General features: G+C 41.2%; 8 protein-coding genes. 4 read left to right on the forward strand and 4 right to left on the reverse strand.

The features are described from left to right. The first annotated feature begins 14 nt into the window (after window positions 1–14). The 4 genes from AB0756_RS04480 (at window position 15) to AB0756_RS04495 (ending at window position 6316) form a co-directional block, all read left to right on the forward strand. The gene (locus tag AB0756_RS04480) at window positions 15–2027 is read left to right on the forward strand and encodes a PAS domain-containing hybrid sensor histidine kinase/response regulator (protein WP_050046563.1); all 2013 of its coding nucleotides are present in this window, start codon (window positions 15–17) and stop codon (window positions 2025–2027) included. Between the two features lie 405 nt (window positions 2028–2432). Further along, window positions 2433–4748 (forward strand): CHASE2 domain-containing protein, encoded by a 2316-nt coding sequence (locus AB0756_RS04485; RefSeq protein WP_050046564.1) that lies wholly within the window; start codon window positions 2433–2435, stop codon window positions 4746–4748. Window positions 4749–5019: 271 nt separating this feature from the next. Then, a complete protein-coding gene (locus AB0756_RS04490) occupies window positions 5020–5832 on the forward strand; it encodes a DUF928 domain-containing protein (RefSeq protein WP_038072166.1) in 813 nt (270 codons plus the stop codon). Window positions 5833–5941: 109 nt separating this feature from the next. Further along, on the forward strand, window positions 5942–6316 hold the full coding sequence (locus AB0756_RS04495; protein WP_050046565.1) for a hypothetical protein: 375 nt from the start codon (window positions 5942–5944) through the stop codon (window positions 6314–6316). A gap of 12 nt (window positions 6317–6328) precedes the next feature. Here the strand turns inward: AB0756_RS04495 and AB0756_RS04500 are convergent, their stop codons facing one another. From AB0756_RS04500 to AB0756_RS04515, 4 genes are all read right to left on the reverse strand, one after another. Further along, on the reverse strand, window positions 6329–9097 hold the full coding sequence (locus AB0756_RS04500; RefSeq protein WP_082051864.1) for a CHAT domain-containing protein: 2769 nt from the start codon (window positions 9095–9097) through the stop codon (window positions 6329–6331). Further along, window positions 9094–11535, reverse strand: a complete 2442-nt coding sequence (locus tag AB0756_RS04505; RefSeq protein ID WP_050046566.1) for a two-partner secretion domain-containing protein — start codon at window positions 11533–11535, stop codon at window positions 9094–9096. The genes AB0756_RS04500 and AB0756_RS04505 overlap by 4 nt, the downstream gene beginning before the upstream one ends. Window positions 11536–11724: 189 nt before the next feature. Further along, complete coding sequence (locus AB0756_RS04510; protein WP_038072169.1) at window positions 11725–13230, reverse strand: HlyD family efflux transporter periplasmic adaptor subunit; 1506 nt, start codon at window positions 13228–13230, stop codon at window positions 11725–11727. A gap of 91 nt (window positions 13231–13321) precedes the next feature. After that, on the reverse strand, window positions 13322–15508 hold the full coding sequence (locus AB0756_RS04515) for a peptidase domain-containing ABC transporter (RefSeq protein ID WP_038072172.1): 2187 nt from the start codon (window positions 15506–15508) through the stop codon (window positions 13322–13324). Between the last annotated feature and the right edge of the window lie 731 nt (window positions 15509–16239).

The raw sequence follows: 16239 nt of genomic DNA on the forward strand, positions 1-16239 counted from the left end.
AAGAAATACCAACGGTGACCCAATCCAAAGCCTCAAGTCGAGAACAGGAATTACTAGATACGATATTAGTCGTGCAAGAGCAAGCTCAACTTCTAGATTTAGCTCTTGACGCAATTGTAGTTCGAGATTTGGACAATCAAATTACCTTTTGGAATCAGGGTGCATGGGAAATCTATGGCTGGACGAAAGAAGAAGCCTTAGGAAAAAACTCTCATACCTTGTTGCAAACCAAATTACCCCAACCGATAGAAGAAATTGAAGCTGAATTGTTTAACACTGGACGTTGGCAAGGGGAATTGGTTCACACAAAAAAAGATGGTGATTCCATTGTTACAATTGGTCGTTGGGCTTTAAAACGAGATCGGACGGGACAACCAACAGCCATTCTCGAAATTAACCGCGACATCACTGCTCGCAAACGTGTAGAAGAAGCACTTCATCAAACCGACGAACGTTTAAAATTGGCTGTGAAAGCGGCTCGGATAGTGGCGTGGACGTGGAATGCAAGCACAAACATGATTTCTCGTTCGGAAACAGCCTGCGAAATATTAGGATTAACACCTGAAGCCCAGAGCGGTACGGGAGACGAAGGATGGAAGCTAGTTCATCCTGATGACTTAGCAACTCACCAAGCACGCGTACAAAAAGCAATTGATTGTAAAAGCAGCTATGTTTCAGAGTTTCGCATGATACGACCTGACAATGGTGTTACTATCTGGTTGGAAGATAGAGGTAAAGTCACCTACAATGCACGAGGAAATCTTGTCAGCATTGAAGGAATACTTTTTGATATTACAGAACGAAAACAAGCCGAAATCGCCCGCCAACAAGTAGAATTCGAAAAAGAACAACTGTTGCAGCGAGAACGAGCTTCCCGAGCAGAAGCAGAAGCAGCCAATAGGATTAAAGATGAGTTTTTAGCTATTCTCTCTCATGAATTACGCTCTCCTCTCAATGCGATATTGGGTTGGTCAACAATGTTGCGTACCCGCAAATTAGACCAAGCAACAACTAGTCGTGCTTTAGAAACTATTGAGCGTAATGCTAGAGTTCAAACTCAACTTATTGAAGATTTGCTAGATGTTTCTCGTATTTTGCGCGGTAAGCTGAGTCTAAATGTTTTAACTATTAATCCAGCTTCAGTAGTTGAAGAAGCAATTAACACCATGCGTCCTGCTGTAGAAGCAAAGTCAATTGAACTGTTGCTACACATCAACCCAAACGTTGGTATGGTTTTAGCCGATCCCAACCGTCTCCAACAAGTTGTATGGAATTTACTCTCTAATGCGATCAAGTTTACACCCCAAGGCGGACGGGTGGAAGTGATTTTGTCATCTTCCCGATCGAATTCCCACGCTCAAATCATTGTGAAAGATACGGGTAAAGGTATCAGTGCAGATTTTCTACCGCATGTTTTTGAATATTTTCGTCAAGCTGATGCTTCAGTCACCCGCAATCATGGAGGCTTGGGACTGGGTTTGGCAATTGTCCGTCACCTGGTTGAATTACATGGGGGAAACGTGAGTGCTGAAAGCCTCGGAGAGGGACAAGGCGCTACCTTTACTGTCAGGTTACCTTTACTGGATACTCAGTCAGTGTCAAACCGAGACAGCGATCGTTTAGAAAATTTTATCAATCTTGAAGGGATAAAAGTATTGGTCGTTGACGATATAGCCGACACGCGAGAATTTTTAGTGTTTGTGCTTCAACAATATGGAGCGATCGCAATGGCTGCAGCATCAGCAAAAGAAGGCTTCGCTTGTTTTGAGCAATTTAAACCCAATATATTAATTAGCGATATTGGTATGCCAGAAGAGGATGGTTATAATTTACTCCGCAAAGTGAGACAATTGCCACCAGAGATGGGTGGTCAAATTCCCGCAATCGCACTCACAGCGTATGTTGGAGAGGGGGATCGAAATCAAGCTATAGAATCAGGCTACCAAAAGCATATCCCCAAACCAGTAGACCCATCTGAACTCATTGCGATTGTTGCTGAGCTTTTAGCAGTGACTGGCAAGCGGTGACCTATTTCTTAGTCCTCACGTCCCGCACCTATTCCATATCGCTTTTAGCATCGGTTGGAATGCGTTCATTTGAGACTTCGTCTCCTACAGTGCAAAGCAGCGAGTCTGTAGCCCAGGAACGGAAGCAATTGCCCTCAGAATAGAATTCTGGGGCTACACAAACAAAGTCCACCTACGTGGACTTCTTATTAAGTCCGCATAGGCGTGATTTTAATCACAAGCATATTTTTTCCAAATTGGGATGCTCCCAATCAGGGCTTCTATTTTTTAGAAACCATAGAAAAAATATGTTCGGAAAACTTCAGATAATTTGGGGAAGATTGGGGGTTTAAGGTTAGGAGTTTTTTTTGAGAAATGTTGGAGTTATTGTTATTACTATAACTGGTTGTTTGAGGACAATTCCTGATGAGTACTGTACCCCACTCTGACTACAAATACCAAATAGGGGGAAGTTTACCTCCTGATGCTCCTACCTATATTGAGAGACAAGCAGATGTTGAACTCTACAACGCTCTGTTAGCAGGTGAATATTGTTATGTCCTCAATTCACGCCAAATGGGTAAGTCTTCTCTAAGAATTCATACCATGTTTAAACTGCACGAACAAGGAATTTGCTGTGCAGAAATTGAACTTAGTGGAATTGGCAGTCAACAGATTACACCACAGCAATGGTATGGAGGTATTATTCAAGAGTTAATCAGTGGATTTGAACTAAAAGTTAACCGTCGAAATTGGCTGCGCGAACAAAATGACTTATCGCCAATACAACGTTTGGGAGAGTTTATTGAAACAATTTTATTAAAGCAAATTAACAAAAAAATTGTTATATTTATAGATGAAATTGACAGTATTCTCAGTTTGAGTTTTCCTACAGATGAATTTTTCGCTTTTATTCGTAATTGTTATGATAAACGAGCAATTAAGTCAGAATATAGAAGACTTTCTTTTGTACTGCTAGGAGTAGCAACCCCTTCAGATCTGATTAAAGATGAATTTGCAACACCTTTTAATATTGGTCGAGCTATTGAATTGAAAGGTTTTCAATTTCAGGAAAGTGCAGCTTTAATGGATGGATTACTTGACAAAGTCAGTCATCCTGAGACTGCTTTAAAGGAAATTCTTTACTGGAGTGGCGGACAACCTTTTTTAACACAAAAAATATGTTGGCTGATTTCTCAGGAAGCAGAAATACAAACTCCTGAATCAATCGATCGATTAGTACGAACACGAATTATTAATGATTGGGAATCTCACGACCGACCGGAACATTTGCGGACAATTCACGATCGCATTTTACGCTCTCGTTTTCAGCAAAAGTTATTACACCTATATTTACAAATATTAAAACGGGGCAAAATCCCTGCTAAAAATAATTGCGAGCATTTAGAATTACGTCTATCCGGGTTAGTGAACTTGCAACAAGGACAGTTAGTTGTTAAAAACCCAATATATCAAGCCGTTTTCGATCGCAATTGGGTTAAGCAAAACACCAAAATCCCTGAAAATCGCTTCAATGTCCTTCCTATTAAAACTGTAACTGTGGCAAGTCTTTTAGTCACGAGTTTAACAATTGGAATGAGATCGCTAGGTTTTCTGCAATCTTGGGAACTGCAATCTTACGACCAATTGATGCAGTTGCGACCCGATGAGGGACAAGATGAAAGGCTTTTACTTGTTACCATTACCGAACAAGACGTACAATCTCAACCTGTTACAGAGCGAGGGGCTGCTTCCCTGTCCGAACGCTCGTTGACGAAGTTGTTAGCTAAATTAGAGCGATCGCAACCGCGAGCTATTGGTTTAGATATTTACCGTGAAATCCCTATAGGAGCAAATAACAGAGATTTAGCAATGGGGATGAAAAACAACAGCTTTTTTGCCATCTGTAAGTATGGTAACCCAGGCATTACACCGCCCAAAGAAGTGTCAAAAAAGAATCAAGGTTTTAATAATGTTGTTAGAGACGTTGATGATGTTCTCCGCCGCCATGTTTTAGCAGTCAGTCATGCCGAACCATGCCAAAACAGTTATGCTTTTAGTTGGCAATTAGCCACACATTACTTACTTAAGGAAAAAATTGAAAGCGGTTTCACTTCAGAGTCGTATTTAAGAATTGGTCAAACTGTCTTTAAAACTTTAGAAAAAAATACAGGTGGTTATCACAATATTAATACTAGCGGGCATCAAATATTGCTCAATTACCGCGCCGCCGAACCTATTGCTCGAAAAGTTACCCTGCAAGAAGTACTGAGTGATGGATTCAACCCCAATTTAGCCAAAGATCGCATCGTTCTCATTGGTACAACCGATCCCAGTTTTAACGACCATCGTTGGCGCACAACCTCTGGTAGAGGTCAAGGGTCAGTACGAAGTTTGACTGGTTTGGAAATTCAAGCACATATGGTCAGTCAACTTCTCAGCAGTGTATTGGATCGCAGACCGTTAATTTGGTGGTTGCCAAAACCACTAGAAATTCTCTGGATTGGGCTTTGGTCATTAGTCGGGGGTGCGATCGCTTGGTCTTTTAGGTCACCTGCAAGCATTCTACTAGGAGAAGCGATCGCAATTACAGTTTTATACGGCAGTTGTTGGGGTTTATTAGTGTTACAGGGCGCTTGGTTGCCATTAGTTCCATCTGCTTTTGCTTTGATAGTAACTGCTAGTGGATTAGTAATTATTTATACTGTACGATTCAAAACAAATTTTCAATCGATCGATTAAGAGTTTATTTAAAAACTATTGAGCCTACAAGATCCCTGACTTATGGGAGCAGTCGGGGATCTTAGAAATTTGGTAAAGAGGTGTCATCGATATTTCCTCCCGCACCTCGTTCCCAAGCTCTGGCTGGAAATACCTTCTTTAGAGGCTCTGCCTCTTAATATAAAGCAGTTCGTGACTGCCTGGGAACGACAGACGAGAAGTCCGGAATCAGATAATTTAAATTTGTAGTTCAAGTTATTGCGGTTAGCGTGAGATGCAATATTATTCCCATATGAAAGAATTACAGAAATTACAGTTAAAACAGTTATTGATTCTACCTTGGGTAATATGTGGCTGGAATCTCGTTTCCCTACCCTCACAAGCACAAGCACAAACCCAAATAATTACAAATAAAGCATCTCAGACAAAAATTCGTTTTATCCCACCACACAACGATCCACCCGATCGGGGAACGCCTCCAACAAATGACGGTACGGGAAGCCGAGGAGATTGCCTTGCTAAAAAAAACAAGCCTCCACTGACTCGTCTAGCAGGCAGTCATAACTTAAAATTAACCACAAAAGAACATCCTACTCTCTGGATTTATGTTCCTTATACTTCTGAGGAAGTGAATGATGGCGAGTTTGTCTTGCAAGATGGTGATACAGACGTTTATCGCACTCGTTTTAAATTAAATGCAACACCCGGTATTGTCAGTGTCAGTTTACCGTCAAGCGTTCCACCTTTAGCAGTTGGTAAAGAATACCGTTGGTATGTAGATATTAACTGTCCGAGTGCAACCTCCAAGAGCGAATCACTGACACCAGCTTCCTTAACTGGAGTCGTACAACGAGTCTCAGCATCATCTGAACTTCAAAAGGAGTTAGATACAGCAAAAACACCTCTAGAAAGAATTGCTGTCTACGCCAAACACGGTATTTGGTTGGAGACATTAACAGAATTAGCCCAACTGCGCTTAAAAGAACCACAAAATCCCAATCTTCAGAGTGTTTGGAGAGAACTGTTAAATGCTGAAAATGTTAACCTGGGAAAAATTGTACAAGAGCCTATTGTTGGTAGCGTGACAGCGATCTCCGATCGGTAAGTCGTTAATCTCCAACTTTTAAGTATGGAGATTGAATAATTCGTAAATAAATGTATCGCTTGGCAATGTGTATGCGTTTACAGTCATGTTATTTCAAAAACAGAAAATTATGAAAGTCAAAAAAATATCTCATATATCGGCCATAGGATTCTCTATTAGTGTTTTTGCAGCTTCTACTATTAGTATTTTTGCCAACACCTCTGTTGTTCAAGCACAGCAAACAACTAAATTGCCTCAAATTGCCACAGTCACGGGTATTACCAACGGTGATATTTCGTGCTATGTGGATTTAATAGATAGCAAGAGAAAAAAATACCAAGGACTTTACGCATCTTACGATATTTGTGCAAAGGAAAAAACTTATTTAAATAAGAAAGTGCGCTTATTTTACGGACCGGGAAAGGTTAATGATTGTCAGAGTGCTGAGCCCTGCGGTAAAAGCCGAACAGTCACCTCAATCAAGCGCATGCAGCTTGTTCGTTAAGTGTCTGCAAAATTACAGCCAATTTCCTACAAGAATAAACGATGCCCAATGATAAGGTCGGTTATAATCCGTGCTAGAAAACTCTGTTAGGAAAGCACGCTGGACATTTCGTAATGCTTCTGCTTTCATGATTTGAGGATTATTCAGTTCTTGATATAACTTAATCATAAATTGAGCAGTTGAGGCATCATTGACTTGCCACAAGCTAGCTAATGTACTGCGTGCGCCTGCTTTGAGTGCGACTCCTGCTAGCCCTAAAGCTGCTCGATTGTCTCCTGTAGCTGTCTCGCAAGCGCTAAGAATGAGTAATTCGATTGGTTTAGTACGCCTTTGAAAATCTAGGTTCAGTAAGTTATCAAAATCCTTAACTTTGATACGTTTTTGCCAATCTAAAATGAAAGTTTGCTCTGGATTTGAACTGAATTTCCCGTGAGTTGCCAAGTGAACGATATTATAGGGTTTAGAATTAATTTGTTGTTCGATATTTTGTTGGAGAAATTTTTGGTTTTCCAACATTTGAGTGTGCAGAACTTTTTGCTTGACGCCCTCTAGTTCTACCGCTACATTATTTATGGCTCCTAAACCTTCCTTTTCAAAACTGGGAGCATCTGTAGCACCTCCTACTAAAACACTTAGCGATTCTCTATGAAGTGGTTTGGGTTCGAGCAGTTGCAAACCAGAAGTAACACTCACGGCGTATCTTTCTATAAGGTATCTTGTTCCATCATGGAGAACTGCCATAGGTAAATTACGCAACGAACCATCTAGAACAAATATCAAATTTTTTACCTTGCTTTCCTCTCGATTTTTGGTATTTTCTAATTCAGTTTCAAAAGGTTTAATCAACCAATTATAAATTTGTTGAGCTTCTTTTTTTATCTGGTTGGGGCTGATGCTGCGTCTTTTTAAAGATTGTCGCAGTCGTGTGACTGCTTCGTCTACTTGAGTGTTAGAAACATTTTGATGACCGTAATGACGTAAGTTATCGGTGCCTGGTAATTTGATAACCACTTCCAAACGGTCTGGCAAAATAATTGGATAGATAACAGCTGCATGGGGATCGAGATCGTCAATTTTGACTTGTTCTGGTTTAGCACAAGCATCGCCAAAAAAGTTATCGAGTTCTGCTAGCTGGAGTGCTTCCATAACGTCACGGGCTTGAATCAAACGATCGCGATTGGGATTTGGATCTCGCAAAAGTAAATCGACTAACTGTCGGTAGACTGGTTCTACAGTTTCTCGGAAGGAAAATTGTACTTCGGGACTGAGGACGACTAAATCGCCCCGTAAATTATTAAGAGTCTTAAAAGCTTGAGTGTAGTAACTTACTGCTTGAGCGTCAGCATTTTTGCTGCGATGCGTTGTCTCTGCTTGCTTTTGAAGCAACCGCCCCATTTGCCACTGCCAGCGATAGGCAATATCTGGTGCATTTGTCGCCTGAGCGATCGCTAAAGCTGATTGAGTTAATTCAATTGCCTTTGACTCGTCTAAAGTTTTTTCATATAACTCACCAAGCGTACCCAAAGCATATGATTCTGCTCTTCGATCTGTTAAACTTCTAGCTTGATCGATAGCAGTATTTAATATTTGAGTTATATCCTTTTTGTTTTTTGGTTCTTTACTTTCTTGTAACCATTGGATTAAATTTTTGGCAAAATGTACGCGTGCATATATGGAAGATCTGCTCTTAGGTAATCTCTCTAAAGAACTGCTAATTTGTGGTAGCAAAACTGGAAAAGAGGAATATTGCTGATTTTCCAGCAATATCGAAAATTGGTTAATTTTTGCTTGAACTTTTATCTGTTGTGAGATGGCAATATTAGCTGCTTGTTGATAGTCATTTAAAGCTTTCTGAGTGTAAGTCTGAAAATTTTCTTCATTTTTTAATGCTTTTGCATTTTTCGCTAGAGCTATTTCAGTATTGCCCAAACTCAATAAAACTTTACTTTGAAATTCAGGCGATCGCATTTTTTGAGCTACTTCTAGCCCCATCTGTAAAATTTTCTGCGATTGTTCCAAATCTCTTCCTTGACGGCGAATTTGACCGAGATTTAGCAAACTAGCAAATTTGAAAGAGGGGTCGGTTTCTTGATAAATTTCTTGTTCTACTTGAGCAATTGTTCGATCGGCGCGACGGGAAAGACCTAAAACTTGTAGTGCCAAAGCTTGATTGAGTAGACTCCCAAGAATCCCCAAGCGATCGCGAATTTGCCTGTAAAGTTTTTCTGCATTTTGCCAAGATTCCAGAGCAGTTTCAGCATTGCCTTTAGCCAATTGTAAATGTGCTTGAGCGTTCAAAGTTAAAGCACGAACTTGGATTGTATCTTTACGTTCGGGCAAGCTTTTTAACAAAGATAAACTATTATGAATAGAATTTTCTGCTGCTTGAAATTGCCCTAATTTGTGTTGAGCTAAAGAAGCAAAACTGAGTGCTTGAGCTTGGTTGAGAGTCTCCCCTGTTGCTGCGTATATTTGTACTGCTTGTTGTAATGTTTTTGTTGCTTCAGCAAACAATCCTTCTTCGTAGTTTTTTTTACCTGCTTGCATTAATGCGATCGCAGATTGCTGAGTGACTCCAGGTTGCTGTGCGATAGCAGAAAACAATATTGGACTGTGCAGGCTAAAGATGACGCTTAAAGCCGCAAGCAAAATAATTTGAAGAATTTTTCTGTTCTTATTAATAAGCTGCAAAATACGTGACTTCCTAGAGCTCGGCAAAATTCCCAACTGCTTCAACAAATTGGGTAACTGAGCAACTTTAATCTTTTCATTAGACTTCATAAGTTTGCCCTCAACCGCTGACAATCTAAAGGAGATAGCCAAGTTCCTTGAGGTGTCACGACAGCAGGCTGAGCTGTGAGAACCACCGTACCATTTGCACTCATAACCCAACCTTGAGCTTCAATAATATTTATAGGTTGAAGTTCTTTTGAATTTGGTTGATAATTTCTTGCACTCTCTGTTTTTTCAGATAAAGCCTGTGGCTGTACGATGCGCCAATCTTCCCACCCAGCATCAGGATTGAGGGTTTCATGAGGAGAAGGAGGTAAACCTCCACGTCCGGTTATGGTAAATTTACTTCCGCGATCGGCTGCAACACAAAGGTCCTGACGAATTAATCCACTGACATCGACGATATCCATTGGCAATTCAACCAACATTTTGGAAGGGTCAACGTCAGGCGTGTTGATGGTAATCTGACCGCTTAAAGAAGGGTTTTCTTGTGAAATAGCAGTGATGTCATTACTGAGCAGCCGACTCGGATCTGTATCGCCAGCTTGACTCGTTCCCAATAAAGTTTGGAGTTGTTCTCGGCTGCGTGGTTCTAACCCAAAAATACTTTGGGCTGTAATTTTCACATTACCGCCACTCCCACTAAAAGCATTGGCGGTGATATCGCTATTTTCATTGGAGACAGCTACGATGAAATTTGTATTAATGTTAATGTTTCCTCCATCTCCTCCTGCTTGTGCTGAACCTGCTGTGGTGGATATTAAACTATTACGGCGTAAAAGCAAGATATCTTGCACTTGTAGTGTAATATTTCCTCCCTGACCGGAAGCAGTAGCTGCAGTAATTTGTCCTTTATTATCCAAACGAACGGATCGAGCTGTTACGTCTAAAGTACCTGCACCTTGAGCTCTAGCATTTTCACTTCTACTACTTACAGTCACTACTGCGCCATCTCTCACAGTCAAGTTTCTGGTTCTAATTGTTAGATTTCCACCTTGTCCCGTAGGAGAATCAGATTCTCCCTGTCGGTTAACTTCTCTCAAATCTCTGCCCACTTCGGCTACTATTCTGCTGCGAATTTGCCCGTTTGTATTGAACAATTCCACAGAATCTGAGGCATTGATTTCTACACTTCCCCCATTACCTGCACTAAAGGTAGACGCAGAGAGTTCTGCTCCATCCCGAATCACCAAATTTTTAGTGTTGATAGCTAAATTTCCTGCGTCTCCAGAACCTGTTGTCTGTACGGATATGCCACTAGAACGCAGCCCTCCCATGGCGTTGAAAATACCAATCAATTCCACAGAATCAGCAGCATTGACCGTTATATTGCCTCCCTTTCCTTGACCTGCATTGCTAGCTGATATTCGTCCTCCCGGTCGGATAATCAATTGTCTGGTGTTGATTGTCAGTTCCCCAGGGATGTCCCCGACTTTTCGATTGTCAACAGACAGGGAACTGGGAAATCGTCGGTTATCTCCAAGATTGTCAGCAGTTGTCCCGCCGAGTTCTACTAGATCTGAAGCGGTTACGGTCAACTTTCCGCCAAAGCCCTTTTCCAAGCGAGTCGCTTCAATTTGCGAACCCTCCCGAAGCACTACTCTTTTGCCTCTGATTTCAATCTCACCGCCACCCTCGCCACTAGCATCAATTGCTGTGGCTCCGGACAGTTGAATATCTCCAAAATTAGCAACACCTTCATAACCTAAAGAAAAACCTTTTTGCACAGCAGTCAAACTGACATTACCAGTACCCGCAACGCTACCCAACTCGATTCTTCCTCCTGCAGTTTTCAATGTCCCACCTTCAAAAGTGACATCTCCACCTACTAGAGCTAGCGTTCGATCGGGTTGCGTGCGTAAAGCATTATTTGTATCAATGATTGGATTCTCCTGTCTCCTTAAACCTCGACCATTTCCCCGAACTAAAATTCCTTGGGAATTGCTTGTAAATTGCAAACCAATTGGAACGCTAACGGTTAGCAAGGGAGAGTTTTGGGAAGCTGTTGCACTGAATTGCGTATTATCGGCAAAGTTCAGACCACTAGCAGTACTTGCAATGAATGACCCTTGGATATCTAATCTGGCATTTTGACCAAAAATCATCCCATTGGGATTGATGAAAAATAAATTTGCACTGCCATTGACACCTAATGTTCCTAAAATGTTTGAGAGTTTAGTGCCTGTGACTCGAGTAATAATGTTTGTAATTCCTGCGGGATTGTTAAAATAAACTCTTTGCCCTTCGTTAATATTAAATTCTTGAAAACTATGAAAAAGATTGCTACCTCGTATTGCTCCCCCGTCTATGCGATCGCCTCTCACTCCTTGTCTAATTCCAACATTTGGCGCGAGCGATGAGCGTTCTGACCCTAAAGTTTCATCTGGATTAATCTGAGCCGATACACAGTTTTCAGAGACAATATTGACAAAACATACTGTTAATGTATGTGTAAAAGCGATCGCATATTTAAGGACTTTAGGCATAGTTTCATAGGAAATACAATAGCTATCTCAATCCAACTCAAAACTTTCTTTAAGAATCCAACTCTTTGGCAATATGGCAAGTATATTTAATTATGATTTTAGCATTGAAGGCGTACTATACCCGTACAAATTAAATAGTAGTGCAATTGCTGTAAGCCATCTACCTACTTACAATTGCTGCAAAATATTTTAAAAATCAGCAATTAATTTTGCCTTTCTCATGAAGAATTGTAATACAGTTTCTTCTCGAGAGATAATATCTGCTCTGCCTTGCATGCCCAAAGTTATGAGGCATTGACTTTTGCCTTGAGCTAGCACCAAGTTTTCTGGTTCTATACTAACCTCGTAGAAAGCACCACCCGTTACCATCTTGCTAGCTGTAGTGCCACTATTGGAGTTAGCACCTTGGGCTTGAGGGGAGATGGCATCTGGAGAAATAGCTGTGACTTTTCCTTTTAGAGTACCGTAATCTGGATGAGGACACGCAGATATCCGCAGGTGAACTTGTTGGCCAACTTTGACTTTACTCACTTCCTCTGCACTGACCGAACTCTTAGCGACTAGTTTTGAGTTGCTCGGAGCAATTTGGGCAATTTCTTCTCCCGAGCGCACGGTTTGACTGGAGTTCCGCAAGCTGAGTTTGAAGATAGTCCCGTCAGATGGGGCTGTGATAATTGTTTGTCTGATATCCATTCCCACTTGTTGCAATTCGCGGACATCGCGATCTAACTGTTTTTGGGCTTCAATCCTTTGTGCTATCAGAGCTTGGCGTTCTTTATCCAATGTAGCCAAGCTAGCTTTTCCGGCTGCTTTTTCTTGGGCAATACGTTCTGTTGCGATCGCGATTTCTGATTGGCTGGGATTTAAAGCGACTTTTACTTTTTGGCTTCTAGCAATAGACGCAGAAACAGCTTGTTCGAGGCGAGCAATAGTTTGTTTTTGTGCTTCAACAGCTGCTTTGTGTCCTTCCACTGCTTGTTCTTGTTGGCTAGCAGCGAGTTGTGCTTCTTCTAACTGGTCTTTTGATAGCGCTCCTACTTTAGCCGCCATTTCATATCGATTTTGTTTGGAGCGTGCAGCTATCAAAGCTGACCTAGCCGCATTTAAATTTGCTTGCGCCGATCTTAACTCTGCATGAGCCTTGCGTAAATCCTCTTCAGAGATGCCAACATTTGCTTCAGCTTCTTGAACTTCTGCAACAGTAGTCATTCTTTTATCTTGGTACGATCGAACGCGCCCACTCAGTTCAGCTTCAGCAGAAGCAATAGTGCGGTTTATACGGTCAGTTTCAGCATGGATTTGATTGTTGAGAGCGCGAATTTGGGAGTTAATTTGAAAAAGTTGTAACTTTGCTTGTTGAATACTGCTTTGCAGTTGACTTTTTTTAGTTTGCAGGCGGGAGTCGTCAATAGTGGCTATAACATCTCCTTTTTTAATAGGTTGATTTTCTTGAACTGAAATTCCTATAATTTGACCTTCTGTTGCTGCTTGAACAATTCGCAGTTCACCTGCTGGACGGATAACAGCTTCTGTTTTAACAACCTCTTTATATTTACTAACAGAAGCAACTGGAACTGCTAAACATATGACACCTAAGATGAACATTCCACCGTAGGTTGTCCAGCGACTCATGGGGGGCAGAAAATCGTTTTCTTGGGTGAAGGATAGAGAATCGGATTTGAAGTGGCTAATCATAAGATTTTAGATTTTAGATTTTAGATTTTGGACTTTAGATTTTGGATTGTGCAAGCTTTTACACTGTAGGAAACTAGCAAAACTCTAAGATTTACTGCTCGCCGATCGCTGCTAACAATGACCTTTGAGTGCTAACATCTTCTAGGAAGTGTAGGTGTTCGCCAGGGATTTGTCGGAGGTATTCTGGAGTTCCTTGGATTTTTAAGCGACCTTGTTCGAGGACTACAATCCAATCAGATCTTTCAATGACTTTGGGGCGATGGCTGATCGTAATTGTGGTTTTACCGCGTCGGTGGTGTAACAGTTTATCTAATACTTCGGCTTCGCTAACTGGGTCAAGAGCACCAGTTGATTCATCTAAAATAAGTACGGGGGGATCGGTTGCTATTGCTCTAGCTATAGCCAATCTTTGCTTTTGTCCGCCGGAAAGATTTGCCCCAAATTCTCCTAAAACTGTTTGATATTTATCAGGTAGTTTGTTGATAAATTCATCTGCACCAGCAATTTGGCAAGCTTGTACAATTTGTTCAAAAGTAATGTTGGGATAACTGAAGCGGAAGTTGTCAATAATTGAGCGGCTCCAAAAGTGTGCTTCTTGAGGTACGAGAACGATTTGCTGTCGCAAGCATTCTAAAGATAGGTCTTGTTGGTTGTATATGCCATAAGAGACATTACCCGATTGAGTCTGATATAAAGCAGTTATTAATTTAGCTAAAGTGCTTTTGCCACAACCTGATTTACCAACTAAAGCAATGACTTGACCGCCGGGGATAGTGAGAGAAAAGTCTTGCAGTAGGTCTACTCTACCCGCATGGTGGAAGTTGAGGTTGGTGCAAGTGATATCTGCATTACTGGGAATTTGAACCCACGGTTTTTTGAAGTCGTTTTCGTCTTCTGCAGTGGCGTCAATAACTTCTGTCAGGCGCTGAATAACAACTTGTGCGGTAATAAATTTATCAACTAAGCCAATTGCCGAACTTAAGAAACCGAGAAAGTTACCGCTCATACCATTGAACATTAAGAGTTGACCAATGGTTAGGGTATGGTTGATAACTAAATAACTTCCTATCCAAAGTAAGGCAATATTGGTGAATGTGGAAATCAGACTGGTGATAGTACCACTGTATAACCCCAGTTTCATCGTACTCCACCCTAGGTTTGCAAGGCGACCGTAATTTGTTTGATACTCTTCCCACGCTTGGGGAGTTGCTTGGGTTGTTTTTAGCACTTGGACGCCACGAAAAGTTTCTACAAGAAAACCTTGATTTTCTGTTCGTAAAACGATAGATTTGCGGGTTTTATTCCGCATCATTGGGACAAAAAGCAGATTAATGCAAGTCAAGATAAGAAATGCAACAAAGGAAGCTATGGATAGTTGCCAACTGTAGAACAGCATAATTCCCAAGGAAACCACAGCGATAAAGAATTGGCTGGGTAAACCGAGAACAATTTGGGATACAAGAGCATTGATGGCATTGACATCAGAAATGCGGCTGACAACTTCCCCACTGCGACGCCCTTCAAAATATGACAGGGGTAAGTGTAAAAGTTTGCGTCCGTATTCTAAAATTAACCCGAATTGCAAGCGCTGACCAAAGTGACCGATGAGGTGGGATTGTACTAATGCGATCGCGCTCCTAATAAAATTCATAGTAATAACCCCAATTGCCACCGTTGTTAGCAATTGAGTATCTCCCCTCACCAACACATCATCAGTTAGTAACTGCATCATTAAGGGAGAAGCGAGGGAGAGAAGACCGATAGCTATATTAATACCAATTGCCTGAGCAAGAATAAAGCGATAAGGCCAAGTACGGGCAAGAAAACGTCCAAAACCACCAATTTTATCTTCTGGTTGTTCTAGAAAACGGCTGTAGTCTGGTTCTAGCAAGAGCATGACACCATTAATCCAACCCGTCATTAACTCTTTACGAGTGAGGTAACGCATACCAAGACTGGGGTCAGCAACAATGTATTTTTTCCCTTTTTGACCGTACAATACAACCCAGTGATATCCTTTCCAATGAATAATTGCGGGTAAAGGGACTTCGTTTAAACGCTCAAGCATTTCAGGATTAGCTTTTACCTGACGAGCATTAAACCCCAGTGCGTCTGCACCCCGTTTCAAACCCAGTAAAGAAGTGCCTCGCGAACCAGTTCCCACGGCTTCCCGCACCCGACTGATGGCAAAAGTACGTCCGTAATATTTGGCAATACTGGCAATACAAGCAGCACCGCAGTCTTCTTCGCTGTGTTGTAGAACAACTTGATATTTCATAATTGATAATAAGTATTGGTGTCCAAAAAATATTTGGGAAATTTTCGGTAAGATTGTGAATTCTATGCCAGAAAGCTTTTTGACTGCTTTCTATTGTTAGTATGATTGATAATTTTGTATAGAAGTTGAGCTAAATTCAGAAGCTGCTCAATTCATTTTTGGTTCCATAGGTCAGAAAAAGTCAGAAAATTCAGGGAAGTTTAGGTTTGCCCTGCTTCCTCGTAGGGATTCAATACTGCAAGGGCTGAGAAAATTGTCGAGTGAGACAAGCAGGGGTGCAGGGGTTGCACCTTTGTGCAGGGGAGGAAAAAAACGCTCTTTTCGACAAGTAGTGCGTAGGGATTTAGTACAAAAAGGCAGAAGTCCGGAGGAGCCACTGCGGTGGTGAGGCAACGCGCTCTTGGGTAGTTTACCCATGAGCGATTGCTGTGCGTGGTTTCACAGGCTACAGTAAGTAGCATGGCAGAAAAAGCAAAAGCTTGTAATATAAGCCATTACTAAAGGTTACACGATTTCAGCCGATATCTACTAGAGTCAGTATATTTAAGTTAAAATAAATACAAAAATTAAAAACTTTTTACGTGGATTTTACAGATTGATAAACCCGGTATTGGACAAATACCGAGTTTATTAAAACACCAATGTTATGTTCTAAATTTAAACAGAGTAAACATCATAGACAAGTTTGTAATTAGCGCCTTCCCTAGTGAAAGAGAGTTCCAAATCTGTTC

This window comes from Tolypothrix campylonemoides VB511288_2 (assembly GCF_045999855.1).
In the GTDB taxonomy this organism is placed as follows: domain Bacteria; phylum Cyanobacteriota; class Cyanobacteriia; order Cyanobacteriales; family Nostocaceae; genus Scytonema; species Scytonema bouteillei_A.